Here is a 26,912-nt window from a genome sequence, read left to right as displayed (position 1 = left end):
TAATTCTGATTTTAATTGTCTTATTTTTTCAGAAGTTTAAGTAACACCCCATTGGTCCACCCAAAACCGTCCTGTAATGGATATTCACCTCCTCCTCCACCCTTACTATTGGTTTCAACCACATTATATTTTTCCATCATCTTACCTGTATCCTTAAAAACAGCTATATTCAGCTTAACCCATCTATTGGCTATCGTATCTGCTAATTTATCATAACCATATTGATGTAATCCTGCTATACTCACCCATTGTAAAGGTGCCCAGGCGTTTGGCGCATCCCATTGCTGTTTGGTTGTGGTTAATGTGGTGATTAACCCACCTGATTTTAAAAAGTTTTTCTCTAATTTTTCAGATACAGCTTTGGCCTGAACTTGAGTAGCCAGTTTAAAATAAAGTGGAAAAGATGCAGCCAGAGTTAATTGTTTAGAGAAACTTTTATTTTTCCAGTTATAATCGGTAAAAAAGTTCTGCTGTCCATTCCAGAAATATTTCAATATAGCCGCCTTACGTTTATCGGCCTTTGAAGAAAACAAAATAGATTTTTTGGTATCTCCAGCCTCTTTATTTGCGGCTGCAATAGTGCATTCCAAATTGTACATCAATGTATTTAAATCTACTGGTAAAAGATCAGTCGTGATAATCTGACTAAAGCTTAAGCCATCGGCAAACCAGCGGCTGCTAAAATCCCAGCCTGATTCGGCAGCGGAACGCACATTTCTTAAAAAGGTAGCTGGGTTTTGTTTCGTTAACCTTGCTGCTTCATAATCTTCACGGTAAGATTCTTCTCTTGGCTGATCACCAGCATCATAATACCGGTTTAAAACAGTACCATCACTCAGCTTAACCACATGATTAACAGCTTTACCTGGTTTCAGCTGGTCTCCACCTTTCATCCAGAATTGGTATTCCTTTTCCAAAGCATCTTTGTATTCACTCAGCTTAACATCCGGGTTATTCTTTACAAGCAACTGAACCATTGCTGCAAAAAAGGGAGGCTGCGAACGGGTAAGATAATAACTCCGGTTTCCATTGGGAATAAAACCATAGGTATTGATCAGGTAAGCAAAGTTATCCACCATATCTTTCATCAGTTTTGTTTTGCCTGCTTCTTTTAGCCCCAGCATGGTAAAGTAAGAATCCCAATAATAAACCTCTCTGAATCGCCCTCCCGGAACAAGATAGGGTTTTGGTAAAGGAAGTAAGGAAGATTGAAAAGTGGTAGCAGTATCCGGATTTCGTTGTAAAACAGACCATAAAGTATCCAGGTGTTTTTCAATTCCAGCTTTAACATCTGATTGATACAAAGCAGTATGGCTTTCAGGTAAATTAAAATTCGAATCAACAAAATTCTTAAGGTTAAAATCCTGACTGTTTTTTTGATTCAGATAAGCCTTCATAATCGAAGCAGGATCTGCTTTCGGCACTGCATCTGCAAAAGATTTTCCATCTGCATACACTTTGGATAATTGTACATCTTCAAACAAACCCGGATAAATTAATCGAGGTGATTTTTGATGTTGCGCAAATAACGCGTTAGAAATAAAAAGGAAGAAGTAAATAATAGTTTTTTTCATATTGAAATTTATACAGATTAAATTTTGACGGATAAGATATGAATCGGTATCCTGGTGACTGGGGCTAACAGGTTTAAAATATCAGTCAACATCTTAGTAAATCCAAATCCTGCCGTCAATTATTATTAATAATGAAATGGTAACTTATGGATTTGCCTTTTACATATCCTTAAATTACTTTAAAAATACACATTCCTTTTTAAGGAAACTTATTTTTATTACTGTGAGCGCATTTAAACTCAAACATTTTTAACTGGTTATTACACATCAAAAAAAAATTGTTAACATTTAAAAAACTAGATTAGAATATCTTGTAAATTACTCCTAAGTTTTTTTAATTTAGCTGCTGAAAAATTGATGCTGCTGGTAGTAGGTAATAGTAAGCAAAGCCTTACGCGTCAGGCGCCCAGCAAATGTTGTGGTGAGGTCAGGAAAACCTGTTATCGAGAAGGGACAAAATCTAAGCGATCAGCGTTCCTTTAACAGCAGCATCAATCTTCATTATTGCTAAACTGTGATACGGAAATACCTTTATACCGTCTGAAGTTGATGCTAAAATTCGTTGCATTTGGAAAGCCCAAAATAGATGAAATTTCATCTATTGAATATTCACTGTGAAGCAATAACAGTTCTGCTTCTCTCATCACCCGATCTTTGATTAATACAAACAAACTTTTTCCAAGAATACGATCCAGAAAAGCATTTAATTTTCGAGGGCTAATTCCCATTTCATTAGCATAAAACCGAATGGACTTTTCTTTTTTGTAGTGCTTTTCCAAAATAGCCTTAAACCTGAGTATCTGCTGTAATTCATCTTGTGTAAGGGCTGTTAAATATCCATCAAAACCAGCCGTAAAGCCTAAAAATAAAGAGAGACATTGAGATAAAAGAAGTGGATTTTTTTTTATTTCTATTTCTTTCTTTAACTGTATTAATAAACTGAAAGCTTTTATAAGCGCATCGCCACTCAGATCTTTAAAAGATAAGTTGAGGAAAAGATTTTTAGCCAAAGGATCTAAATGTTGCTGCAGAAACTCGAAGTATAGTGAACTACTAAAATTTAACCAATAGCCTTCATTGATTTCACCTTCAATTCTAACTAAACCCTCTTCGGGAATAAAGAAAAATCTGCCATCTTTTATTTTATAATCACCCGAATTCATGCAAAGCAAGCCATTTCCATCTTTGATCACCAAAATTCTCATAGGATGAGTTGCTGCTAATGCAATTTCTCTTTTAAAGAGTCCTTTAATAAGTTCTAGTTTTATCATTTTAGTTGATTGCGCTATCTTTTCTCCAGGTTAGATTAACTTCCTTCAGTATGGTTACATATTATTTTGCTGGTGTTGATTTAAAGAAAACAATTTGAACAACAGTTGGGTATTTTGGTTTTAAATTTGCCTCAACTCGTTCCGCAAAAGCCATCATATTTTAATAAAAATATAAAGTGATACGAAAGAACTAATCCATTATACACATCAAATTATCCAATAAAATCTTTCACAAAGTTGAACATAACTTATCACTATCACACACAAGTACTTCAAAAAACTGTCTTATTGTAATTTTTCACTTACTAATAGTCAATAAAAAACAAAATTTTAATACATCTAGATCAATATTTATTTTATGTATTTACTACTATAAAAGATAAATTTTATTTTGCTATGAATGAGCTGAATAAATGGAAGGGTTAAAACAACGAGGTATGAAATCAATTTCTTCACTGGATTGATAAAAATATAACCCAAAGAAAATCAAATATTTAAAACTATTAACGAAAACGATTTGTTAATTATAATTAGTCTAAACATCATTAAATAACATATCATGAAAAAGGTGAATAAGAGAAGTTCTATGCAACAACTTAATGAGGTTGAACAAGGTGATATCATTAAAGATGAAACAGGTAAAACAGGGGAAGTTGAAAGTATTGAGGTAATTAATAGAAAAAAAGAAACACAATACTATTATAAGATTAAAGACGATGGAACTGTTTTAGTGATTAAATAAATTAATCTTTATTTGGCCCTCTAATTTTCTTAAAAATTAGAGGGCCAAATAATTAATGATGATATTTGCAAAAAGTTTAAACACTTATGCAAAATATTAAAAACATCATTTTTGATTACGGAAACGTAATTTTCGACATTGATTTTAAAATTGCCCAGGCATCATTTCAAAAGCTTGGCATTACCAATATTGAGGATTTTTTTGCTCATAAAGCTCATAATCAACTTTTTGATGATTTTGAAACAGGAGCAATTTCACCTGCCGATTTTCGTGAAGGTATTAGAAAAGCCGCAAACAAACCTGGTCTTACAGATGTCCAAATTGATGAGGCCTGGAACAGCTTGCTCATTGGTACACATCAGGAAAATCATGAACTGTTACTTCAGATTAAAGAGAAATACCGTACATTTTTGTTAAGCAACAACAATGAAATCCATTACGATTGGATCATCAATTATTTAAAAACCACCTTTAATTTAAATAATTACGATGCCTATTTCGAGAAGGCCTATTTCTCTCAACATATGAAATTGCGTAAACCGAACACCAATATATTCGAACAGGTTTTAAAGGATAATCACCTTAATCCCGCAGAAACCTTATTTATTGATGATAGTCCGCAACACATAGCAGGAGCGAAAAAAGTTGGCTTAAATACTTTGCTCATGACGGAGAAGCCTGCAAAATTAGCTTCGTTTTTAAAAGCCAACGGGATTATTATATAGCAGTTGTTAACCTGAGTTTATTTCAGAGTGTTAATACCATAATACATGCTGAAATAAATTCTGCATGACGAATGTGATAAATGAACACCCTTCAAACTCAATTCACTTCAGTGGCTTAATAACTCATCATGCTAAAATAAATCAAGCATGATGAGTTACAAAATATCTTGCTGAACTCGCAAACTACAACTTCCTTCTTTTCAATTCCCTTTCGATCAATCCTAATTCTCTCCCGGTTTGGCCTGCAACAGAGGTATTTTCCTGAGCCCTTCTAAATAAATAAGGCATTACTGCTTTAATAGGGCCATAAGGAACATATTTAGCTACATTATAATTAGCGTCAGCAAGATTAAAACTTAAATTATCGCTCATACCTAATAGTTGTGCAAAGTAAACATGCGGATGGTTATGTGCTATCTTTTTCTCCTCTAAAAGATAAGTGAGCAAGCGGCTACTGTCTTCATTATGCGTCCCGCAAACAATGGCAATATCTTCAATATGATCAACGCAATAACGTAACGATAAGTTATAATCTTTATCAGATGATTCTTTATCAGGCTGAATAGGTGAAGGATAACCCATTTCTGCAGCACGTTTGCGCTCTTTCTCCATATATGCCCCACGAACCATTTTCACACCCAATATAAAACCAGCGGCTTTTGCAATCAAATGATCCGCTTTCATATCCGCCAGTTTATCATGACGGTACATTTGATAAGTATTATAAACAATGATTCGCTCCTGATTAAATTTACGCATCATATCTAACGCCAGCTCATCAATTGTATTCTGAATCCAGGTTTCCTCGGCATCTATCATGATGGGAACACTCTTTTCAAAGGCCGTTCTGCAGATCATCTCACAACGCAATTTTACTTTATTAAATTCAGCTTGCTCCTCAGTAGATAATGCTTTTTTGGCATCTAATTTCTCTAATAAGGCAAAGCGACCTATTCCAGTAATCTTAAAAACTGTAATGGGAACGTTGGGGTCGCCATCTGCACGAAGAATGGTTCTGATGATTTCCTGACAGGTTTCGTCAAAAACAACTTCCTCTTCCTCTCCTTCAACGGAGTAATCCAAAATGGTTCCCACGCCACCCTTAGCCAACTGGGCAATGGCGTGATCGCATTCTGCAATGGTTTCACCTCCACAAAATTGTTGAAAGATAGTCGCTTTAATGGCACCCTGAACCGGCAAGCCTATATTTAAAAAGAAATTTGTAATTGGTGGCCCTACTTTTGTAAGAAAATTGCTGCCAATCATTTTGAAAAGCCAAAAAGCTTTTTTCAGTTCAGCATTTGTTTTTTGACGGAATGCTACCTCTGTATTGTCGAAATTAGGCTGTTTATTGGGGGATAAATCCATATTTAGCTATGTAATAAGTCAGTTGGATGCAAAATTATAAAAAGCATCCATTGTTAAAACTAAAAACCTGTAAATAATCGTATTTTTGCAGCAAAATGATACAATTCAAATTAGAAGGCGAATTTATTCCATTAATTCAGTTGCTAAAAGCGACAGGGTTAGTAGGCACCGGCGGAGATGCTCAGGCGGCTGTAATGGATGGATTAGTAAAATGTAATGGAGAAGTGGAATTTCGTAAACGATACAAAGTTAGAGTTGGCGACATCATCACTTTTGAACAAGATAAAATTGAAGTGATATGATGGAAACTTTAACCAGTGCAGGCCATTCACTTTACTTCGAAAGTAATTTAGGAGCCTTAAAAACCTTATTGGAGAGTAACCAATACAGTAAAGTATTTATCCTTGCTGATGAAAATACCAGTGAAATCTGTCTGCCTGTTTTTCAGGCCTTAATGGATGATTTTTCCGATTTCGACCTGATTGAAACATCAGCAGGTGAAGAAAATAAGAATATAGATTTTTGTATAGGCATCTGGAAAACCCTCTTGGATTTCGAAGCAGACCGCAAAAGTTTAATGATTAATTTAGGTGGTGGTGTAATTACTGATATGGGTGGTTTTATCGCCTCAACTTATAAACGCGGTATTGATTTTATTAATGTTCCAACTACCTTACTTTCGCAGGTGGATGCCTCTGTAGGTGGCAAAACCGGGATAGATATAGATCACGTAAAAAACATGGTAGGTACCTTTAGCTTACCTCAGATGGTTTTCATCGAAACTGAATTTTTAAAAACCTTACCAGATCGTGAGCTTTTATCTGGCTTTGCAGAAATGATTAAACATGGTTTAATTTACGATAAAACTTATTATGAGAAACTCAAAACAACCAGTCACCTAAGCCCTTCAGCTGAAGATATTTATCGTTCTGTTGAAATTAAGAATGAGGTGGTTACCATTGATCCACATGAAAAAAACCTTCGTAAGATTTTAAATTTTGGCCATACCATTGGGCATGCAGTAGAAAGTTATTCACTAGCTAACGACGAGAACCCACTTACACACGGTGAGGCTATTGCCATAGGTTTTATTTGTGAAGCCGCATTATCCATCAAAAATAGTGACTTAACGAAAGAAGAGTTGAAAGATATCAGTGATTATTTATTATCACTGTATCCAAAATATCAGATTAAAAAGGAAAGTTTTGAAACGCTTTTAGAATTAATGCAGAGTGATAAAAAGAATGAAGATGGAAACATTTTATTCTCACTTTTAGAAACTACAGGCAAATGCACGTTTAACTGCCGTGTAAGCACAGCCGATATTTTAAGCAGTTTAGATTATTATAACAGTTTATAAGATGACATTTACCGGAAGTGATATTTCTGTAGGCGGATTATTTGGCTTTGTGATCGTTTTAACCCTGGTTGAAATGTACTTTAGCTATGCGCACGACAAAAAATTATATACCAAACGCGATACCTGGACTAATATTTATTTAATGACTGCTGCCGTAGTGATTAATTTAGGTATGAAAACCGCTACATTTTTTTTACTGGAATATTGTTATCAGTTCCGTTTGTTTCAAATTTCTAACGTTTGGATTTATTGGCTGGTATTAATTTTAGCTCAGGATTTCTTGTACTGGTTTTTACACACGGTTGGTCATTATGTCCGCTTTTTTTGGGCCATGCATGTTACCCACCATTCATCAGAACATTTTAATTTAACCACTGGATTCCGTTCTACTGTTTTTGAACCGCTGTATCGGGTATTCTTTTATTTGCCATTGGCATTTATGGGGTTTACTGCTATGGATATCCTTTTTGCTTACCTGGTTACGCAAATTTATGGTAATCTGGTGCATACACAGTATAAAATTAACTTCCCAAAATGGTACGAATATGTTTTTGTAACACCCTCACATCACCGTGTACACCACGCCAGTAATGTGCGTTACTTGGATAAAAATATGGGTATGGTATTAATTCTCTGGGATAGAATGTTTGGCACCTTTCAGGCAGAATTGCCAGAAGATAAAATTAAGTATGGCTTAACCACGCAACCAACAGATACCGGTGCGGTTAACATTATTTTCCATGAATTTATTGCTTTAACAGCCGATGTTAAAAAAGCCCAAAATTTTATGGATAAGGTAAGATATATATTTAACCCCCCGGGCTGGAGTCATGATGGCAGTACGAAAATTGCAAAAATTATGCAGCAGGAATTGCGGGAAACGGAACAGTTGGAGAAGCAAAACCTAGACAATCATAATGTTAAGGATTTCAACGAACAGCGAAGAACATTAAATTCAACAGGATAAAATTAACGGTCTGTATTTTACAGGCCGTTTTTGGTTGATAAACTTTTTTAGGACGATACACTTATAACACATATTACTAGAACCACCAATTTAATTCCTCTAGTAGCGGAGTATACCCGTTCATACCTACAAATTTCACCTGACTACATCTAACTGAATAACAATATATCCACATTCCATACCCATCTTCAAAACAGTTCACTTCAAACAAAATTAAATTTTATTAAAAATATTTTCATTTTCCTATTGACAAATTAAATTTTGTTGCTACATTTGGCTCATTCAAAAACGAAAATGAAATTATTCAACACATATTACTTTGGTTACTTTTACTATTTTAGTAAGAGCCGGGGCTAATATGCAAAAAGATAGATAACAATATTAAAATGTATAAAAAAGTCCCGGCAAACAGCCGGGACTTTTTTGTTTTACGCACAAATGGAAACAACAAAAAGAGTAGCAATTCAAGGCATTAAAGCATCTTTTCACGAAGAGGCAGCCTATAAATTCTTTGGAAATCAAATTGATACAATAGAATGTAATTCATTTAAAGAAACCTGTGATAAACTGGAGAAAAATGAGGCTGACTTCGTTGTTATGGCGATCGAAAATTCCATTGCCGGCAGTTTACTACCCAATTATACGCTAATCCGGGATTATGGATTTTCAGTTGTTGGTGAGGTTTATTTACCTATTCAATTACACTTAATGGCTTTGCCGGGGGTGAAATTTGATGACATTAAAATTGTAACCTCCCACCCTATTGCGATTCGCCAGTGTATCGATTTCTTTTACGATTATCCGCATATTAAAATTGTAGAAAGCAATGATACGGCTGCCTGTGCAAAACGGATTCAGGAAGAAAAATTAACCGACACCATGGCAATTGCAAATACTTTAGCAGCAGAACTATACGGCCTTAATATCCTGGAGCGTAGAGTAGAATCAAATAAGAAAAACTATACCCGTTTCCTGATTCTTAAAAAAGACAAAACGGATGAAGGCAAGAAAATTAACAAAGCATCCATCTGTTTTCAGGTGGGACATAAAGCAGGTTCACTGGCAACCGTACTAAATATTTTTGCAGAGCAAGAGGTAAGCTTAACAAAAATACAATCTATGCCGGTATTGGGTAAAAGAAACGAATATTACTTTTATGTGGATTTGGAATGGCCTAGTACTGAAAAATATGATAAAGCCATTAGAAAAGCCTTAAAGTATACTTCGAACTTCAACATCCTCGGAGAATATTTAAAAAATGATAAAGTATAAGTGAATTTAGATTTACGAATGACTAATCAACAATAGAACAATTAAACAATCGAATTATAAAATATTACAACCCATAAATCATGAAACTTAATTTAAACATTCAGCCCTTAAACACCTGGTTAAACGTAAACAACGAACCATTGATCATTTCTGGTCCATGTAGCGCAGAAACTGAAGAACAATTATTAACTACAGCACATTTATTGGCTGCAACTGGTAAAGTATCAGTATTGAGAGCAGGTATCTGGAAACCACGTACCCGTCCGGGAGAATTTGAAGGAATCGGAAGCATTGGTTTAGAATGGTTAAAACGTGCTAAAGCAGAAACGGGCTTACCAACTGCTGTAGAAGTGGCAAATGCAAAACATGTGGAAGAGGCTTTGGCAGCAGGTGTAGATATCCTTTGGATTGGTGCACGTTCTACTGTAAATCCTTTCACTGTTCAGGAAATTGCTGATGCTTTAAAAGGTCATGATGTACCTGTATTAATTAAGAATCCGGTTAATCCTGATTTACAGCTTTGGATTGGCGCTATTGAGCGGATTAATGGCGCAGGTATTACCAAAATTGGAGCTATCCACCGCGGTTTCTCTTCTTTCGAAAAAAGTTCTTTCCGTAACGAACCGATGTGGGAAATGGCTATTCAACTTAAAACTTTATGTCCTGAATTGCCTATCATTAATGACCCAAGCCACATTTGCGGTAACCGTGAATTAATCCCATACATTGCTCAAAAAGCACTGGATTTAGATATGCAAGGGTTAATGATCGAATCTCATGTTGATCCATCAGTAGCCTGGACAGATGCCAAACAACAAGTTACACCAGCTGCATTAGCAGAATTGGTTGACCGTTTAACGGTTCGTGAACCAGAGGCACCAAACGAAGCATTCGCAGATAAATTAGCTGATTTACGTAAATCAATTGATAAAATTGATGATATTTTATTACAGAAATTAGCAGAACGGATGTCTATCGTAGAAAAAATTGGTGAATTTAAACGTGATAACCAAGTGACTATTTTACAGGTTAACCGTTGGGATGCGATTATTAAAAAAGGACATGCCTTTGCTAAAGCCTTAAAGTTAGACTTAAATTTCACAGAAAAATTCTTAGAATTGATGCACGGTGAATCCATCCGCAAACAAACTGAAATTATGAATGCTGGTAAAGCTGAACAAGGAATCGCAGCTGAACAACATACTGAAGTTAAAGCCTAAATAAGCTTTAAGCTGAAAGACTAAAGCCGAAAGCAAGGTCTAAAGTACAACGTCATATCGAGGCACGAAGCAATCTTACATGGGTAGCTTTCAAATCAAAATGATAATAATAAAATACAATGGACTTGTCAGGCGGTAACATCTGACAAGTCCATTTGAGAATAAAACCAGAATAAAATGTCGAAAAATGCCTTAGTTTCTTTTAAAGGAACCAAGAATATTAATACGGAAATCCAGCTAACAGGCTCGAAAAGCGAATGCAATAGAGCCCTAATCATTAGCGCTTTAAGCAACAAACTGGTTAAGGTAGATAATTTATCCAATGCAGCAGATACTGTTACACTTGATGGGATTTTAAATTCCTTGAGGGAAGACTCCGAACTCAAGAATGAAGACTCACGACTGGTAGACGTTGGCCCTGCTGGAACAGCGATGCGTTTTCTCTCTGCTTACTTATCGGCAAAAAACGGAAATTTCCTGCTAACTGGAACCGAACGCATGAAAAAACGCCCGATTGGTATTTTAGCAGAGGCGCTAAAAACCATTGGTGCCGATATTTCTTATGCTGAATCGGATGGTTTTCCGCCTTTAAACATCAATGGTCCTTTAAATCAGAAAACCGCAGAAGTGAAGATCAAAGGTGATATTAGCAGTCAGTATATTTCTGCATTACTGATGATTGCGCCTATCCTACCTAAAGGGTTAACCTTAGAAATTGAAGGTGAACTTACATCCAGACCTTATGTAGACATGACTTTAGATATGCTTGCAGAAGTGGGCATTAAACATACCTGGAATGAAAATTCAATCAGTATTGAGCCGCAAGCTTTTAAAGCAGGAACCCTTGTTGTTGAACCAGACTGGAGCGCTGCATCTTACTGGTACGGCATTGCGGCTTTGGCAGATGAAGCTGAAATCAGTTTACCCGCATTGAAAGAAAAAAGCCTTCAAGGTGATAGCCAGATTCAAAAAATCATGAAGATTTTTGGTGTTGCTACCAGTAAAACAGAAACAGGAATTTCAATCATCAATTTAGGTTTATCCTTAGATACTGATCAAGTATTAGATTTAAAAACCTGTCCTGATTTAGCACAGACTATTATTGTCATTGCAGCTGCATTGGGAAAAAATATGTCTTTAACAGGTTTAGAAACTCTTAAAATTAAAGAAACTGATCGCATTGCTGCTTTACAAAATGAATTAGCCAAAATTGGCGTAACGTTAACAGAAAATAATCTGGTGTATACGCTAAATACAGATAAGCTTCATTTCCCTGAAAAAATGACTGTCGCTACTTATGAAGATCACCGAATGGCCATGGCTTTTGCGCCACTTGCACTCTTGATTAACGAAGTGGAGATTGAAGACATGCAGGTAGTAGAAAAATCTTATCCTCATTTCTGGGAAGATCTGAAAAAGGCAGGGTTTGATGTTAGTGTTCATTAGCTAGTATCGGGTATCAAGTAGCAAGACTAAAAATCGTAAATCTAAAATCACCAATCTAAAATAAAAATGGCAGGTAACTCATTCGGGCAACTTTTTCGCATTACCACTTTTGGCGAATCTCATGGCGTAGCCATTGGCGTAATTATTGATGGCTGTCCGGCGCAATTGGATCTGGATCTGGATTTTATTCAGTCAGAATTGGATAAACGCAAACCTGGTCAATCTAAGATTACCACCCAAAGAAAGGAAAGCGATACTGTTCAGATTTTATCTGGCATTTTCGAAGGGAAAAGTACTGGAACACCAATAGCATTATTGATTCCTAATGAAGACCAGCGATCAAAAGATTATGGTCATAATGTCGATGTTTACCGTCCAAGTCATGCCGATTATGTTTACGATGCCAAATACGGTATCCGCGACCATCGTGGCGGCGGACGTTCATCAGCCCGTGAAACAGCTGCACGTGTTGCTGCAGGTGCCATTGCCAAATTATTTTTAAAGCAACAAGGCATTGAGATTTTTGCCCATGTTACTTCCGTAGGAACCATTGAAGCTCCAAATTTAGAAAGCAATGATTTATCAGCTTTGCTAAATATCAGAGAAGAAAACATTGTTCGCTGTGCTGATCCCGCTACCGCTCATGAAATGATTGAGTTTATTGATGCCATCCGAAAAGATGGTGATACCGTAGGTGGTAAAATCAGCTGTGTAATTAAAGGTTGCCCTGCCGGTTTAGGCGAGCCTGTTTTTGATAAATTACATGCGGATTTGGGCAAAGCCATGTTGAGTATTAATGCCGTTCATGGTTTCGAATATGGTTCTGGCTTTGCCGGAAGTGAGTTAAGAGGTTCGCAACATAATGATATTCCTCAACCGAAAGCTGCTGATTTAAAAGTTTTTAAAACGACTACCAATTTTGCCGGTGGCATCTTAGGAGGCATTTCAAACGGAATGGACATTACTTTTAAAGTTGCTTTTAAACCTGTTGCTACCATTATGCATAATCAGCAAACCATTAATGCGGCAGGAGAAGTTTCAGAAATTAAAGGTAAAGGTCGCCATGATCCTTGTGTGGTACCAAGAGCAGTGGTCATTGTAGAAGCCATGGCTGCTTTGGTTTTAGCTGATCAGTTTTTAAGAAATAAGGCAAGTGTTATCTAATATTAAGTCATCATGGTAAGGTATGAAGCAATTTATTTAGTGAGAGAATTGCTTAATACCTTGCAATGACGGTCATTTTAATTTGTAATTAACAAACTATGAAAATCCTCCCTATCCTATTTCTTTTCATCAGTTTAAATACTTTCGCTCAATCTTATACCGAGCAAATTGCCAAACACCGTGAGGCATATAAACAAGATTTTCTAAAGGATAATCATTCGCCTTTGAAGGAAGCAGATTTACAACACCTGCACTTCTATAATATAGATAGCAGCTACAAAATCATAGCAAAAGTAGATATTTTAAAAAACGAAAAGATTTTTAAAATGCCCACCTACGATGGTACCAGCAAAGAATTTTATCGTTATGCAAAAATTAGTTTCAATTTAAATGGAACGTCAGTCACCATGACGCTCTATAAAAATGTAGCACTCTCCACAAATCCGGCTTACAAAGATTTACTCTTTTTACCATTTACAGATCAAACAAACCAAAAAGAAACCTATGGCGGTGGCCGATATATTGATTTAAGAGAAAAGGATATCAAAGACCATCAAATTGAAGTCGATTTTAATAAAGCTTATAACCCATATTGTGCGTATAGCGATGGTTATCGATGTCCTGTACCGCCAGAAGAAAATGATCTTCAAGTAGAAGTCAAAGCAGGTGAAAAATTATATTCGGGTGAAAAAAAGCACAAGAGTTAAAACGCTCAGGTTTTATACAGTGAACTTTTTTCACTCATCAATCAATTACATCATTAACAAACATTTAATAAATAATATAATTTCTAAATTCCACACAGATATTGCGAATTTGAATTATATTTAATGCTTGTTAATATGCTATCCCTGCATAATATTTGATTTAATAAACTTCCCTGAATGCGGTATAAATGTCTGATTGTTGATGACCATGAGATTGAAAGAGATGCGCTGGAAATGCATCTACGAAAAATCTCACCATTAGAAATTATAGCCGTTTGTAAAAGCGGAATTGAAGCCGCAGACATATTATCCAGAAACAGCATTGATATTGTATTTTCAGATATTGACATGCCAGAATTGTCTGGAATTGAGTTATTAAAAAGCTTCAAGAATCATCCTCTCTTTATATTTATTACTGCCCATGGCAAATATGCTGCTGAAAGCTATGAGGTAGATGCCATTGATTTTATTGTAAAGCCTGCAACTTTTGAAAGGGTGCTAAAGTCTGCGAACAAGGCAATAGAATACCTCGAATTAAAAAAGCAGGTGAGTCATGTAACCGAAAATGTTTACAAGGCCCCAACCAATCAAGACGATCATTTCTTTTTTAAGGAGACCAAAGGCATCACGAAGCTCAAATATGATGATGTGATTTACATTGAAAGTATGGGCGATTTCTCTAAAATATTTACCAGAAATGATATGCATATTATTCTGGTGAGTTTGAAAAATTTAGAAAAGCAGCTTCCGAAGAATTATTTTTCAAGGGTACATAAGCAGTATATCATTAATGTAAATCATATTGTTACATTAACCAATCATGAAGTGCATCTGAATTACGATTTTGTGGTTCCAATTAGTGCGGCCAATCGCCAGGAATTGCTTGAGCACGCCATAGATAAAAAGATCCTATCCAGATTTATTAAGTAAAAACTAATAACTGCTGGATAAAAGAAGCTAGAATTAATTTATCTAGGTAATGTAATGGTAAAAATTGTACCATTAAGATTGTTTTTACTTGCACTTATTTTACCGCCCATAAGGTCTATAAATGTTCTGCAAAGTATTAAACCTAAACCAGTTCCCTTTTCTTTTTCGGTGCCCAGGGTACTGATTCCGGCACCGTTATAACTAGTTTTATTAAAATGTGTCAATTGCTGATCACTCAGACCTATACCATTATCAGCTATGTTAATAAACAATTCATTGTCTGAGTTGGTACCGGATAAAGTGATTAACCCGTTCCTTGGCGTAAACTTAATCGCATTGCTGATCAGGTTACGAAGAATTAGCGAAAGCATGTTGGCATCTGCTTTAACGAACATATCTGGGTTAGTATTATTTTCTATTTCGATGTTTTTTGCATCTGCATGATGGAGCACAGCATTCATCACCTCATTAAGCAACTGATGAATATTTAAGGTCTCCATATCAGGATAGAATCCCTGCATCTGACTGGCTGCCCAATTTAAAAGATTCTCCATCATCGCTGAAGTGTAACTGAGATTATGCTTTAATGTAGCGGCATATCTGCTGAGTTTTTCCTGATCAATATTCCCATTTTCCAATAACTGAATAAAGGAAATTAATGCGTTCACTGGCGTACGCATGTCATGACTCACAACACTGAAAATCTTATCTTTAACCCTGTTCAATTGCTCCAGTTCTTGCCTCTGTTGGTTAATGACCTTATTTAACAGCTTGGTTTTACGCTGATTATAATAGATGATGCCAGCGATAAAAAGCACAAGTGCAAGGCCAATGGAGAGAAAAATTTTGATTCGCCAGTCGAATTTAATTTGTTGCTCTTGTTTTGATATTTGCTTATCCCTAAGAGAGGTTTCGTATTTAGCCTGAAGTTTGGCACGTTCAAATTTACCAGACTGATTTTTTTGGGCAATTTCCAGATCTAACTGCTTTTTTAAAAAAGTAAGGCGCTGTAAACTTTTTTCCTGGTTACTCAAAGCCAGTTGTTGTTGTTTTAAATAGAGCTCTTGTTGCTGCTGATTGGCCAGAAGCACCTGTTTTTGTAATTCTATTCCAGTGATTTTTTGCTTATAGCGATAGTCTTTCTCTTTGAAATCAAAATCAATTTGCATCTGTCTCCTGGTAATTTCCTTTTCCTTATCTTCATTAAAAATCTGATCTCTCAGCGCAACATATTGTTTATAAAAGCTAAGCGATTGGTTATAGTCTTTTAATTCGCTATAAGAATCGCTCAAGCCAAGTGCCGCATTTCTTTTCAGTTCAATAAGATTATTTTCATCAGCCATTTTGTAGCTATCATTAAATAGCGCCAAAGCATTTGTATGATCATTCTGCTTTTGGTAAAACTTACCCAAGGCATAGAGGCAATCTACATAACTTGATTTATCATCAAGATTTTTACTGATCTGAATGGCTTTTTGATAGGTACTTAAGGCCAGGTCTTTTTTACCCATTGTATCATAAACATCTCCCATACTCTTCCTTACGGATGACATAATGCTTTCATCATTTAAGTAATCTGCTACTTTTAATGATTTTTGATAGTATTGTAAAGCCACGTTTAAACGATCTTTCGGAAGAATACCCATTTTTTCCAAATCCGAAGGATCGGCTTCATAATATGCAGTTCCGATCAATTCATTAACAACTGCTACCCCTCTCGACTGTGCGTTCTCATTGGCGAAGATTTTTAGTGCCATATTCAGGTAAACAAGTGATTGGCTATGGTCTCCAAGACTCTGGTATACAGCAGAAAGATTGGTATAGCAACTTGCCAGATCAGATTCATCGCCCAGTTTTTCGTAAATGGCAATTGCTTTTTGATTGACTTCAAGACACTTTGCATAATCTGGAATTGCAGTATATAAAGCGCCTAAGTTTAAATAGGTTCCGCCAACCATATCCAGATTTTTGGCCAGTTCAAATTCAGTAATCGCCAGATAATAGTATTTTTCTGATTTTACAAAAATAGTTTTGCCATGATAAAATTTTGCCCGGCGATATAAAGCAAAGCCTGAAATATTCCGTAATTTTAACTTTTGAGCCAGAGCAACGGTTTTATCCACATATTCTTCAAACTTATTGGCATCTTTTAATTTCAAATAACCTTTATAGATCTGTTCAAGTAACATTACCTTAACAGAATCTTGTTGTGGGTGCAATTGATTGAGCGCTAATAAACTATCTACTTTTTGAGATTGATTATTCTTTTGCGCATACGCTTCCTGGTGGAAAAGGAAAGTGAAAATCAAAGAAAAGAAAATACATTGCTTCCCGTACCGCAAGCAGGAATATACCCAATCAGCAAACAAATTTTCCAAATCTTAAATATTAAAATAATGGAAAGAGTTGGGAACAGGCACAATTGTACCGGCTTTATCACTTAAAGCAATTACATGAAACATAATGGGATGATAATAGATAACCTCACCTAAGTTATCTATTTTACCATTAAATTTAAAAGATTTTTAATATTTTAAATTGAGCTTGGATTTATGGGATATTATAAAAGACCATCCGCCAGTGCAATATTAATAAATTGCTGGAAACTGCACTGGATTGGTATCGTGCATCATTTCGTAAATGGTTTCAATAATATCATCAACAGAAGGCTTACTAAAATAATCGCCATCAGATCCAAACGGCGGACGATGTGCCTTGGCAGATAGTGTTCTGGGTTTTCCATCTAAGGTAAAATACCCGTTTTGATCTTCCAGTACCTTTTGCAAAATATAAGCTGAAGCACCTCCCGGAACGTCTTCATCAACAACCAGGAGTTTATTGGTTTTAGCCAGTGAGCTTGCGCAAACTTTATTCAGATCGAACGGTAGAAGAGTTTGAGGATCAACAATCTCTACCGAAATACCAAAATTAGCCAACTCTTCCGCTGCTTCCTGCACCAGTCTTAAAGTTGATCCATATGATACTACAGTAATATCTGAACCTTCTTCCAATACCTCTGCCTTTCCAAGTGGTACGGTAAAATCGCCAATGTTATTAGGTAATTTTTCTTTTAAGCGATAGCCATTCAGGCATTCGATTACAACTGCAGGTTCATCAGCCCTGAAAAGCGTATTGTACATTCCGGCGGCCTGGGTCATATTTCGTGGCACACACAAATGCATGCCTCTTAAAGAACCTAGTAACATACTGATGGGTGAACCTGAATGCCACACCCCCTCTAAACGATGTCCTCTTGTTCTAACAATAACAGGGGCTTTCTGAATACCTTTGGTTCGGTATGATAGGGAAGCTAAATCATCGCTCAGCACATTTAAGGCAAAGATCAGGTAATCTAAATATTGAATTTCAGCGATAGGTTTTAAGCCCCGCATAGCAAGGCCAATTCCTTGCCCCATGATGGTCATTTCCCTAATACCCGTATCCGTTACCCTTAGTTCACCAAATCTGGCCTGCAAACCTGCAAAACCTTGATTAACATCGCCTATATTCCCTAAGTCTTCTCCAAAAGCCACCAAACGCTGATCACGGGCAAAATTCTCATTAAAACAAGCATTAAGTACTTCTCTCCCATCCACCATTTTAGAAAGCTCATCATATTCAGCATCAACCACGTCAATTTTATCTGGACTTTCTACCCCATCGGTATGAAGTTTTGAATTATAACGGTCATAACTTAATGCTTTCTGATCCTGATACCATGCTAATAGTGCTATCCTTTCTTCAGTATCAAACTTAGCTGATAAGCGAATGGCTTTACGGGCTGCACTAAATACTTCTCGGCGCTGTGCATCTGCAGTTGCCGCTAACTGTGCGGCTATTTTAGCTAATTCAGGTTGGTGTTTAGCCAATTTTCCTATTAAATCAATTACTGTTTTCTGCTCTGGCTTGATGCTATCTAAAAACTCATTCCAGGCTTCTTTTTGGGCATTACGTACAAAAACTTTAGCTATTTTCTCTACTTCCGTAATTTCTTCTTCCGTAGCAATTGCTGAATCTAACATCCACTCCCGCATCTTAAGCAAGCAATCGTATTCACTTTCCCAAGTGAGGCGGTCTTTAGATTTATACCTTTCGTGTGAGCCAGAAGTAGAATGCCCTTGCGGTTGTGTAAGCTCTGTTACATGAATCATTACAGGGACATGTTCTTCTCTGCAAACCGCTATGGCTTTTTCATAAACTTCACACAAGGCAGGGTAATCCCAACCTTTTACTTTATAAATTTCATATCCGGGCTGATCAGCGTTACGCTGAAAACCCTTTAAAACTTCAGAAATATCTTCTTTAGTGGTTTGGTATTTTGCAGGCACGGAAATTCCATAAGCATCATCCCAAATGGATATAGCCATTGGAATCTGCAACACGCCAGCAGCATTTATCGCTTCAAAAAAAACACCTTCAGAAGTGGAGGCATTACCAATGGTACCAAAAGCCACCTCATTACCATTAACGGAAAAATGCTTGAGGTAATCAAGTTCCTTATTGTTTCTAAATAGCTTCGAAGCGTAAGCCAAGCCAACCAAACGAGCCATTTGGCCTCCTGTTGGAGAGATATCAGAAGAGCAGTTTTTGATTTTCGTCAGGTCATTCCAGGTCCCATCTTCATTAACCGATTTGGTTGCGAAATGACAGTTCATTTGTCGACCGCCAGAAAAAGGATCGGCCCCATTTGTAGGATTAGCGTATAGCTGCGCAAAGAATTCCTTAATAGTTGATATGCCTGTTGCAAATGCGAAAGTTTGATCCCTATAGTAACCAGAACGCCAGTCGCCATTTTTAAAAGCCTTAGCCATAGCCACTTGAGGAACTTCTTTACCATCTCCAAAAATGCCAAATTTAGCCTTTCCTGTTAACACCTCTCTGCGACCTAATACACTAGCTTGTCTGCTTTCGTATGCGATCTTATAATCATTCATTACGATTGTTTTAAAATCGTTAAATGTTAATTCAGAATTGTCAATAGAATTGGTTATAAATTTTTCATTCTGCATCATAATCAAATATTGGTTCTGGCAAATATATGCAAAATTAAAAGCTTGCCTTAATCTTCAATTGTAAAATTATATATGGACGGAGAAAATATAATTGGAATAGTTTTTGTTTTGATACATAATTGTTAAATTTGTTTTAAGCATTTTTAAAAAAAATAATTTCTCACATAACATGAAAAAAATCTTAGTATTATTCGCCTTCGTTTTGGGTTTCGGCGTGATTGCCAATGCGCAGTCAAAACCTGCAGACTTTAAGTTTGAATCAGAAACTCACGATTTCGGTAAAATTCCGATGGGTAAGCCAGTTACATATGATTTCAAATACACCAATGTTGGTGAAGAACCATTAATTATTACCAAGGCAGAAGCCAGTTGTGGTTGTACTGTTCCAAAATACACTTCTACACCAATTAAAAAAGGTGAAACTGGTGTAATTTCAGTAACCTTTAATGCAGCTGCAGGTCCATCTGCATTTTCTAAAGCAGTAACTTTAACTTCAAATGCAAAAACACCTGTAAAAGTTCTTTACATTAAAGGTGAAACAGTTGCAGCAAGTTCAAAATAATTTTTCTAGAAATAATATTTGCAAAGTCCCGATAATCATCGGGACTTTTTTATTTTTGTGCCATGCCAAAGATTTCACTAAAGGGTGAGCAAATGCCAGCTTCGCCAATCAGAAAGTTAACGCCATATGCTGATCAAGCAAAAAAAGATGGTAAAAAAGTTTACCACTTAAATATCGGTCAGCCAGATATTGAAACACCTGAAGGGATGCTCAATGCCATAAAGAATATTGATTTTAATGTTTGGGCCTATACACCATCCGAAGGAACGCTTGCCTACCGCTTAAAACTTGCAGAATATTATAATAAATTAGGTTATAACATCACACCAGAAGACATTTTAGTAACTGTTGGAGGCTCAGAAGCAATTACAATTGCCATGCAAACTTGTGTGAATGAAGGTGATGAAATCATTATTCCAGAGCCTTTTTATGCCAATTACAATGGTTTTGCCTGCATGAGTAATGTGGTGGTGAAACCTATCTTATCTGTTATTGAAAATGGATTTGCCTTACCTCCTATTGCCGAGTTCGAAAAACTGATCACCGAAAAAACGAAGGCTATTATTATTTGTAATCCAAATAACCCTACGGGCTATCTCTATTCAAGAGAAGAATTAGAAGCATTAAAAACACTTTGCAAAAAATATGATTTGTTTTTATTTTCTGACGAGGCTTACCGCGAATTTTGTTACGACGGAAGGGAATTTATTTCACCTATGCATTTAGATGGATTGGAGGAAAATGTAGTGATTATGGATACTGTTTCTAAGCGTTACAGTGCTTGTGGTGCACGCTTAGGTTGTTTAATCACCAAAAACAAAGCAGTTATTGCTTCCGGATTAAAATTTGCCCAAGCCAGGTTAAGTCCGGGTATGGTTGAACAAATAGCTGGTGCAGCTGCTGTAGATACGCCAGATAGTTATTTCGAAAAGGTAAATCAAGAATATACCTTACGCCGGGATACTTTAGTAGGTCGGTTGAATCAGATTGAAGGCGTTTTTTGTCCTAATCCGGGAGGCGCTTTTTATGTGGTTGCAAAATTCCCAATTGATGATGCGGATCAATTTTGCCAATGGATATTAGAAGAATTTACACATGAGAACCAAACGGTGATGATGGCACCGGCTACGGGATTCTATTCAACAAAGGGATCTGGAAAACAAGAAGTGCGTATGGCTTATGTACTGAACACCACAGATTTGAATACTGCAATGGACTGTTTAGAAATTGCTTTAAAACAATATCCAGGAAGAACAATCTAACTTGCAGTTTTTAATTTGCAGTTAATTATTCCTGACACCGCTTTTAGAATAAATGCCAGATATGAGTTTACAGCTATATTTGGCATTTTTTTTGTACATTTGTGATTCAGTTTCGATTTGAGATTTGAGATTTGAGACATAAAAACTGGGGCCGTTCTTGGATTTGACAGGGTGGCGAAGGTTATGTTAGCATGCAGTGCGTTGTTCGGAGAGCACTTAAAGTGAACGATCACATTTTAGTTGGCGAAAACACTTACGCCTTAGCTGCCTAATTTAGAATTAGATAGCTTTTGCCCCTCTAACTGTTGCATTGTTGGGTTAGAAACCGGGGCATCGAAACAACAAAGCTGGCTTTAAGGAGATGCGACTTAAAGTGAGATCAAGTATCTAAGGTGATAGACAAGGTCGGTTTTCAGCCCGTTTATCATTCGAAAATTAATTGAAAAATAAGCATGTAGAAGGTATAATTTATCTCACAACTGGACAAGGGTTCGACTCCCTTCGGCTCCACTTGAAGGGATTGGTCGAACACCAATCCCTTTATTTTTTCAAAATATTTATAATCAATATTTTAGTTTGTCTATATTTTTTTAATAAGTTTGATTTCAACCCAAAAACCAAATTAATTTGGTGCTTTAATATGCAGTTTTGTTGGGGTTCGAACCCTATTAAATTATTCAAAGCTTATTCTTTTTCTGCTTCTGTTTCAAGCTGGATTTTTCTGTAGATTTTCTTTTTTGTGTTGGGAGAATTAGACTTTGCTTGAATCTTCTCACTTTTAGATCAATGCCCCTATATTGATTTAAACAAATTGTTAAGGGATTACGACCTTCTAAACCACAAAATCAGATTACTGGAACTATTCATTATATCTAATTAAATATTTAGGTATTGCGACACAATGTATATCATAATTATAGCTCTTGTAAACGATGTCTTGTCTAAAAGTTTTTAGAACAGTTTCGCAGGCGGGATAAAACCAGTAACTGAGTGTCGCAAAAATCAAGTAAAGATATTTCCTCTGCCAATAATATCCCATCTTCACAGACATCATCAAACTTTCCGCCTCCTAGCGTATAACTTCCTAATGCAAATAATAAACCTACATGTAAGAATTGTTTCCATGGAACTTTGTAGTAAGTTAGAGTTGATTAAATTTGTTCGAGTCTGCAAATATAGAGAACATGAGAATTCGTATTTTTATCAGTACAATTTGAACTGCTATAGATTATAAAAAAATGAGATCAATCCGACCAGTTAGAACATATCATTTTCTACCTTATAAATACGGTTTAGAATTGCTATTGGATATCGGGCATATTGAAAAGTTGAAAAATTATGTATTAGACAGCACATTACATCAAGTTAGTTTTTACGAGATCATTTTTATCCAGGATGGATCGGGAGCGTTTACGTTGGATGAAAACAAAATGTCGATAGCCCCACGAGCAATCATTTTCATCAGCCCCGGGCAAATTCGCCGATGGGAAATTGAGGAGAAGGTAAAAGGTTACACCCTATTCTTTGACAAAGATTTTCTACATCAGTTTTTTTCGGATGAACTATTTCTATACCGGCTTCAATACTTTCATCAGTATCTACATCCTGCCGAAATGCATATAGCTGAAAGATCATTCGGGAAATGTCTGGAACTCTTACAGGAAATTGAGCACGAGTTTGAACAGATCCAGAATGATAGCGATCATTTGATCAGAGCGATCTTGTATCAGCTTCTTATTGTCCTCAATCGTTATTATGCAGATGTTTACAAAGCTCAGCGGGATACGTATATTCATCCCGACTTCTATAGATTCCGGTCTTTACTGGAAAAGAAATTTATACAAGACCAGACTGTTGAAGCCTATAGTAAAATGCTTAACATCAGCTCAGGATTTCTTAATAAAATTTGCAGGCAATTCAGCGGATTATCAGCGCAGCAAATGATTCATTATAAGTTAATTTCAGAAATAAAGAAACAACTGCGTCAAAACAAATCCTCCAAAGAGATTTGCTACCAATTTGGGTTCTCAGATCAATCTAATTTCAACCGTTTCTTCAAAAAATTCACCCAAATAACGCCTCATCAGTATCGGAAAAAATATAAATGACCATTTTAAACATAAAATGACCTTTTTTCAGTGTTTCAATATTCTCAATTTTACAAAAAAATGGAATATGATAAAATATACTATACTTTGCCTTTTATTCGTCGTTTTAAATCTACTTCGGCTAAAGGCAGAACAAATATATCTAAATCCCCAGGCGGGTAACAATACCAACTCCGGATTCAAGGCCGAGCCGTTAAAGACGCTGGCTGAGGCAGCCAGGCGCGTCAACCAAAACAAAAAGCAGGAAGAAACAACGATCATTCTTTCAGAAGGTATCTATCAGATTTTTTGAAAATGAAAAACATACATACTACCGGAACTGTGACCATCGAAAAGGATCAGAGTAAACGCAATTACTTTCAATTAGCAGAAGGTTCGATAGGTTCAGGCCTAAAAAACAGGTCTTTTTAAAAAATGAAATATATTTTGATACAAACCAAATTTATTTACATGTTCATTTTGATGTGGTTACCCTGCTCACTGTTTGGGCAAACGGGGGGAAACATTGAACTTGCTGATATGTACAAAAGAGCAAAGCTTAAGACAGTAAACAGAGACATCAAGATCATTTCGAGTGACACTGGTGCTTACCTAAGGGTATCGGAAAGTAAAAAGGAAGGTATCGTATGGCTACCTTTTAAGGACTTTAAAAACGGTACGATTGAAATTCAAATGCGTGGAAAGGACGTTTTTCAAAGGAGTTTCATTGGGATAGCCTTTCACGGTGACAATGATACCACCTATGATGCTGTCTATTGTCGTCCCTTCAATTTTTTTTCATCCGATCCTATCAGGCGAATTCACGCGGTACAATACATTTCGCACCCCAATTTTACCTGGGAAAAATTGAGAAAGGAAAGAAATGCGGTCTTTGAGAAAGAGATCATCGATCCGCCCGATCCCAATGATTGGTTTACGATGAAACTTGTGGTTGACAACAGCACTATTAAAGCGTATATTAATCATGGATCCCAAGCTTCACTGATAGTTGAAAAACTCAATAATCGTACTTCAGGAAAAATAGGGCTTTTTACAGCAGATAGCAGCGGCGGAGATTTTAAAACAATTAAAATAAACCATAGAAAATAGTTGTACGAGATTTTAATATCAAATATTTCGTTTTGTCTCCTACTTCTTTCCTTCGTCAGATCTAAGGCTTAAAGATGACAAGACATCAATCCCGCACTTCGGCAATAACTGACCCATTACAGACAATTCTAAAGAACAAGCTATGAAAAGAACATTTTTACTGATTACAATTGGACTCTTATTATTTAATCTCACATTTGGTCAATCAGTGCAATATAAGCGACTTGACAGTTTAGTTGATTCTCTTTTTAAGCAAAAAATATTCAATGGAAATGTGCTGATTGCAGACAAAGGGAAAATCATATTTGAAAAAAGTTATGGCCTTGCTGATGAGAAAACCAAGCGAAAACTTAATAGCCAAACCATATTTGAGTTGGCATCGGTTTCCAAACAATTTACTGCTATGGGAATTGTTTTGTTAGAAAAACAAGGAAAACTGGACTATGACGACAAAATATCAAAATACATTCCCGAACTAGCTTTCTACGGAGACATCAGCATAAGAAATTTACTTAATCACACGGGCGGGCTTCCTGATTATATAGATTTTTTTGAAGAAAAGTGGGATAAAACAAAAATCGCTATTAATCAGGATATTGTAAATGTCTTTGCTATATACAGACCAAAAGTTATTTTTCAACCCGGCGAAAAATACCAGTACAGCGATACAGGTTATACTCTATTAGGGTTGATAATAGAAAAAGTATCAGATAAGACATTTGGTCAATTTTTGAGTGAAAACATCTTTCAACCATTAAAAATGAAAAATACGTTTATCTATAGAAGTAGATTTGAACCAAAAAAAATAGAGAATTATGCTTTGGGTTATGTTACAGATAGCTTAGGCTACAAAGTGCTGCCTAATAGTTTTGGAAAAGAATTTTACACTTATTATCTAGATGGAATTGTGGGTGACGGAACAGTAAACTCTACAACAGAGGATCTGTTAAAATGGGATAGAGCGCTTTATACCGATAAATTGATAGATTCAAAAGATAAAGAACTCATATTTAATTCTGTAAAAACAAAGGATGGAAAAGAGACTAATTATGGATTTGGGTGGTTCATAGGGAATTCGAAAAAATATGGCAAAATCGTTTATCATACCGGAGGTTGGCCAGGGTATTTAACTTATATAGAAAGGCATTTGGACAATGACAAAACTATAATAATCCTGCAAAATCATTCGAATTCAAAAATAAATTCGTTTTTACAAAAAGTAAGAATGACATTGTATAATTAATCTTAAAAAATTGAACTTCGATTGATTAGATTCATATGACTACGATCTTTACTGAAAAGCGAATAGTTTAAAAAAAAGGTGCGTTATTCAGGGAGTAGAATATCAAAAGTCATCCAGATAAAATCATGGAAGGCATTAAGACAAAAATCATTACTAAGTCAGTGTTTTTCATCTTAATACTGTAATTTTCCTCATTACATATTCTTTATAATTAGGTCCTATGGAAATGCTTTTTCCGCCAATTATAATATCATTTGAGGTAAAAGAAGCTATCTTATTCATGTTGATAATAAATGAACGATGAATCCGGAGCAGTGGTAATGTCGCGATATCCGGTTCTAAATCGCTGATCTTGTATTTTATAGTGATAGAGCTATTATCGAAAACGACAACTATATTATCCTTAAGGCTTTCTATATATAGAATATCATCTGTATTCAACCTGTGATTTCTCAACCCGGATTTTAGAAAAAGATAATTCTTTTGTGATTCTATTAAGGCGACAGAGTTATCGGGTTTAACGGACCGTAAATACCGGTCAATAGCTTTGAAAAACCGCTCGAATGTAATGGGTTTAAGAAGATAATCAATGATATCAAGATCATAGCCATCTACAGCAAATTCTCGGTACGCAGTGGTAATTATGACAGCAGGCGGATCTTTTAAACTCTTTAAAAAATCGATGCCTGTTATCTGAGGCATTTTAATGTCCAGGAACATCAGGTCTATCTGAACAGTTCTTAAGATCTCCATTGCTTTTACCGCAGTCGAGCAGGTAGCCAAAACCTCAAACGCATCTAGTTGAGCGATATGGTTTTGGATCAGTTTAATGGCAAGTGGTTCGTCATCCACTAAAAGACATTTTATTTTCATAAAGCCAAGCTAATTTG

At 36.0% G+C, this 26,912-nt stretch carries 22 protein-coding genes and 1 other RNA gene; 17 read left to right on the top strand and 6 right to left on the bottom strand.

Annotation, left to right across the window (positions count from 1 at the left end; genetic code table 11):
• Positions 1-20: 20 nt before the first annotated feature.
• Together treF and AN34_RS20195 are read right to left on the bottom strand one after the other, a co-directional pair.
• Complete coding sequence (treF, locus tag AN34_RS20200) at positions 21-1,574, bottom strand: alpha,alpha-trehalase TreF (RefSeq protein ID WP_029288678.1); 1,554 nt, start codon at positions 1,572-1,574, stop codon at positions 21-23.
• A 491-nt stretch (positions 1,575-2,065) separates the two neighbouring features.
• Positions 2,066-2,845, bottom strand: coding sequence for a helix-turn-helix domain-containing protein (locus tag AN34_RS20195; protein ID WP_029288676.1), 780 nt, complete (start codon positions 2,843-2,845; stop codon positions 2,066-2,068).
• Positions 2,846-3,404: 559 nt separating this feature from the next.
• Between AN34_RS20195 and AN34_RS20190 the strand changes: the two genes are divergently transcribed.
• Together AN34_RS20190 and AN34_RS20185 are read left to right on the top strand one after the other, a co-directional pair.
• The gene (locus AN34_RS20190; protein ID WP_029288674.1) at positions 3,405-3,587 is read left to right on the top strand and encodes a hypothetical protein; all 183 of its coding nucleotides are present in this window, start codon (positions 3,405-3,407) and stop codon (positions 3,585-3,587) included.
• An 86-nt stretch (positions 3,588-3,673) separates the two neighbouring features.
• The gene (locus tag AN34_RS20185; RefSeq protein WP_029288672.1) at positions 3,674-4,312 is read left to right on the top strand and encodes an HAD family phosphatase; all 639 of its coding nucleotides are present in this window, start codon (positions 3,674-3,676) and stop codon (positions 4,310-4,312) included.
• A 183-nt stretch (positions 4,313-4,495) separates the two neighbouring features.
• Here AN34_RS20185 and AN34_RS20180 read toward each other — a convergent pair whose 3' ends face one another.
• Positions 4,496-5,680, bottom strand: coding sequence for a proline dehydrogenase family protein (locus tag AN34_RS20180; protein WP_029288670.1), 1,185 nt, complete (start codon positions 5,678-5,680; stop codon positions 4,496-4,498).
• A gap of 95 nt (positions 5,681-5,775) precedes the next feature.
• On the opposite strand from AN34_RS20180, the gene AN34_RS20175 reads away from it, so the two are divergent.
• The 9 genes from AN34_RS20175 (at position 5,776) to AN34_RS20135 (ending at position 14,746) form a co-directional block, all read left to right on the top strand.
• Positions 5,776-5,982, top strand: a complete 207-nt coding sequence (locus AN34_RS20175; protein WP_025142770.1) for an RNA-binding S4 domain-containing protein — start codon at positions 5,776-5,778, stop codon at positions 5,980-5,982.
• On the top strand, positions 5,982-7,040 hold the full coding sequence (gene aroB / locus AN34_RS20170; protein WP_029288667.1) for a 3-dehydroquinate synthase: 1,059 nt from the start codon (positions 5,982-5,984) through the stop codon (positions 7,038-7,040). The genes AN34_RS20175 and aroB overlap by 1 nt, the downstream gene beginning before the upstream one ends.
• A 1-nt stretch (position 7,041) precedes the next feature.
• Entirely contained in the window at positions 7,042-8,007 is a 966-nt protein-coding gene (locus AN34_RS20165) for a sterol desaturase family protein (protein WP_029288665.1), read from the top strand.
• A gap of 438 nt (positions 8,008-8,445) precedes the next feature.
• Positions 8,446-9,279: a prephenate dehydratase gene (locus AN34_RS20160; protein ID WP_029288663.1), complete on the top strand. Its 834-nt coding sequence runs from the start codon at positions 8,446-8,448 to the stop codon at positions 9,277-9,279.
• Between the two features lie 80 nt (positions 9,280-9,359).
• Positions 9,360-10,499, top strand: coding sequence for a chorismate mutase (locus tag AN34_RS20155; protein WP_029288661.1), 1,140 nt, complete (start codon positions 9,360-9,362; stop codon positions 10,497-10,499).
• 177 nt (positions 10,500-10,676) lie between these two features.
• Positions 10,677-11,945: a 3-phosphoshikimate 1-carboxyvinyltransferase gene (gene aroA / locus AN34_RS20150; protein ID WP_029288659.1), complete on the top strand. Its 1,269-nt coding sequence runs from the start codon at positions 10,677-10,679 to the stop codon at positions 11,943-11,945.
• Between the two features lie 66 nt (positions 11,946-12,011).
• Positions 12,012-13,109 carry a chorismate synthase gene (gene aroC, locus AN34_RS20145; protein ID WP_029288658.1) on the top strand — a complete coding sequence of 366 codons (1,098 nt, stop codon included), beginning with the start codon at positions 12,012-12,014 and terminating at the stop codon, positions 13,107-13,109.
• A 98-nt stretch (positions 13,110-13,207) separates the two neighbouring features.
• The gene (locus AN34_RS20140; protein ID WP_029288656.1) at positions 13,208-13,816 is read left to right on the top strand and encodes a DUF1684 domain-containing protein; all 609 of its coding nucleotides are present in this window, start codon (positions 13,208-13,210) and stop codon (positions 13,814-13,816) included.
• Between the two features lie 177 nt (positions 13,817-13,993).
• Positions 13,994-14,746, top strand: coding sequence for a LytTR family DNA-binding domain-containing protein (locus AN34_RS20135; protein WP_029288654.1), 753 nt, complete (start codon positions 13,994-13,996; stop codon positions 14,744-14,746).
• Positions 14,747-14,784: 38 nt separating this feature from the next.
• On the opposite strand, the gene AN34_RS20130 is transcribed toward AN34_RS20135, so the two are convergent.
• Both AN34_RS20130 and AN34_RS20125 read right to left on the bottom strand, forming a co-directional pair.
• Entirely contained in the window at positions 14,785-17,055 is a 2,271-nt protein-coding gene (locus AN34_RS20130) for a tetratricopeptide repeat protein (protein ID WP_055726074.1), read from the bottom strand.
• A gap of 279 nt (positions 17,056-17,334) precedes the next feature.
• The gene (locus AN34_RS20125; RefSeq protein WP_029288650.1) at positions 17,335-19,758 is read right to left on the bottom strand and encodes a thiamine pyrophosphate-dependent enzyme; all 2,424 of its coding nucleotides are present in this window, start codon (positions 19,756-19,758) and stop codon (positions 17,335-17,337) included.
• Positions 19,759-19,927: 169 nt separating this feature from the next.
• Between AN34_RS20125 and AN34_RS20120 the strand changes: the two genes are divergently transcribed.
• From AN34_RS20120 to AN34_RS20095, 6 genes are all read left to right on the top strand, one after another.
• Entirely contained in the window at positions 19,928-20,320 is a 393-nt protein-coding gene (locus AN34_RS20120; RefSeq protein ID WP_029288648.1) for a DUF1573 domain-containing protein, read from the top strand.
• Between the two features lie 62 nt (positions 20,321-20,382).
• Positions 20,383-21,582: a pyridoxal phosphate-dependent aminotransferase gene (locus AN34_RS20115; RefSeq protein ID WP_029288646.1), complete on the top strand. Its 1,200-nt coding sequence runs from the start codon at positions 20,383-20,385 to the stop codon at positions 21,580-21,582.
• 147 nt (positions 21,583-21,729) lie between these two features.
• Positions 21,730-22,095, top strand: a transfer-messenger RNA (tmRNA) gene (gene ssrA, locus AN34_RS21485).
• Between the two features lie 725 nt (positions 22,096-22,820).
• Positions 22,821-23,690 (top strand): AraC family transcriptional regulator, encoded by an 870-nt coding sequence (locus tag AN34_RS20110; RefSeq protein WP_029288644.1) that lies wholly within the window; start codon positions 22,821-22,823, stop codon positions 23,688-23,690.
• A gap of 414 nt (positions 23,691-24,104) precedes the next feature.
• The gene (locus AN34_RS20100; RefSeq protein WP_051666758.1) at positions 24,105-24,779 is read left to right on the top strand and encodes a hypothetical protein; all 675 of its coding nucleotides are present in this window, start codon (positions 24,105-24,107) and stop codon (positions 24,777-24,779) included.
• Positions 24,780-24,921: 142 nt separating this feature from the next.
• The gene (locus AN34_RS20095) at positions 24,922-26,022 is read left to right on the top strand and encodes a serine hydrolase (RefSeq protein WP_029288638.1); all 1,101 of its coding nucleotides are present in this window, start codon (positions 24,922-24,924) and stop codon (positions 26,020-26,022) included.
• A gap of 168 nt (positions 26,023-26,190) precedes the next feature.
• Here AN34_RS20095 and AN34_RS20090 read toward each other — a convergent pair whose 3' ends face one another.
• Complete coding sequence (locus tag AN34_RS20090; RefSeq protein WP_029288636.1) at positions 26,191-26,895, bottom strand: LytTR family DNA-binding domain-containing protein; 705 nt, start codon at positions 26,893-26,895, stop codon at positions 26,191-26,193.
• Positions 26,896-26,912 lie beyond the last annotated feature (17 nt).

This window comes from Pedobacter sp. R20-19 (genome assembly GCF_000708265.2).
Taxonomy (GTDB): Bacteria; Bacteroidota; Bacteroidia; order Sphingobacteriales; family Sphingobacteriaceae; genus Pedobacter.
This window is presented reverse-complemented; position numbering and strand designations above follow the sequence as displayed.

Excerpts from the sequence above, each read along its gene's own strand:
- treF (WP_029288678.1), bottom strand. The coding sequence starts at position 1,574 with ATGAAAAAAACTATTATTTACTTCTTCCTTTTTATTTCTAACGCGTTA.
- AN34_RS20195 (WP_029288676.1), bottom strand. The coding sequence starts at position 2,845 with ATGATAAAACTAGAACTTATTAAAGGACTCTTTAAAAGAGAAATTGCA.
- AN34_RS20190 (WP_029288674.1), top strand. The coding sequence starts at position 3,405 with ATGAAAAAGGTGAATAAGAGAAGTTCTATGCAACAACTTAATGAGGTT.
- AN34_RS20185 (WP_029288672.1), top strand. The coding sequence starts at position 3,674 with ATGCAAAATATTAAAAACATCATTTTTGATTACGGAAACGTAATTTTC.
- AN34_RS20180 (WP_029288670.1), bottom strand. The coding sequence starts at position 5,680 with ATGGATTTATCCCCCAATAAACAGCCTAATTTCGACAATACAGAGGTA.
- AN34_RS20175 (WP_025142770.1), top strand. The coding sequence starts at position 5,776 with ATGATACAATTCAAATTAGAAGGCGAATTTATTCCATTAATTCAGTTG.
- aroB (WP_029288667.1), top strand. The coding sequence starts at position 5,982 with ATGGAAACTTTAACCAGTGCAGGCCATTCACTTTACTTCGAAAGTAAT.
- AN34_RS20165 (WP_029288665.1), top strand. The coding sequence starts at position 7,042 with ATGACATTTACCGGAAGTGATATTTCTGTAGGCGGATTATTTGGCTTT.
- AN34_RS20160 (WP_029288663.1), top strand. The coding sequence starts at position 8,446 with ATGGAAACAACAAAAAGAGTAGCAATTCAAGGCATTAAAGCATCTTTT.
- AN34_RS20155 (WP_029288661.1), top strand. The coding sequence starts at position 9,360 with ATGAAACTTAATTTAAACATTCAGCCCTTAAACACCTGGTTAAACGTA.
- aroA (WP_029288659.1), top strand. The coding sequence starts at position 10,677 with ATGTCGAAAAATGCCTTAGTTTCTTTTAAAGGAACCAAGAATATTAAT.
- aroC (WP_029288658.1), top strand. The coding sequence starts at position 12,012 with ATGGCAGGTAACTCATTCGGGCAACTTTTTCGCATTACCACTTTTGGC.
- AN34_RS20140 (WP_029288656.1), top strand. The coding sequence starts at position 13,208 with ATGAAAATCCTCCCTATCCTATTTCTTTTCATCAGTTTAAATACTTTC.
- AN34_RS20135 (WP_029288654.1), top strand. The coding sequence starts at position 13,994 with ATGCGGTATAAATGTCTGATTGTTGATGACCATGAGATTGAAAGAGAT.
- AN34_RS20125 (WP_029288650.1), bottom strand. The coding sequence starts at position 19,758 with ATGATGCAGAATGAAAAATTTATAACCAATTCTATTGACAATTCTGAA.
- AN34_RS20120 (WP_029288648.1), top strand. The coding sequence starts at position 19,928 with ATGAAAAAAATCTTAGTATTATTCGCCTTCGTTTTGGGTTTCGGCGTG.
- AN34_RS20115 (WP_029288646.1), top strand. The coding sequence starts at position 20,383 with ATGCCAAAGATTTCACTAAAGGGTGAGCAAATGCCAGCTTCGCCAATC.
- AN34_RS20110 (WP_029288644.1), top strand. The coding sequence starts at position 22,821 with ATGAGATCAATCCGACCAGTTAGAACATATCATTTTCTACCTTATAAA.
- AN34_RS20100 (WP_051666758.1), top strand. The coding sequence starts at position 24,105 with ATGAAATATATTTTGATACAAACCAAATTTATTTACATGTTCATTTTG.
- AN34_RS20095 (WP_029288638.1), top strand. The coding sequence starts at position 24,922 with ATGAAAAGAACATTTTTACTGATTACAATTGGACTCTTATTATTTAAT.
- AN34_RS20090 (WP_029288636.1), bottom strand. The coding sequence starts at position 26,895 with ATGAAAATAAAATGTCTTTTAGTGGATGACGAACCACTTGCCATTAAA.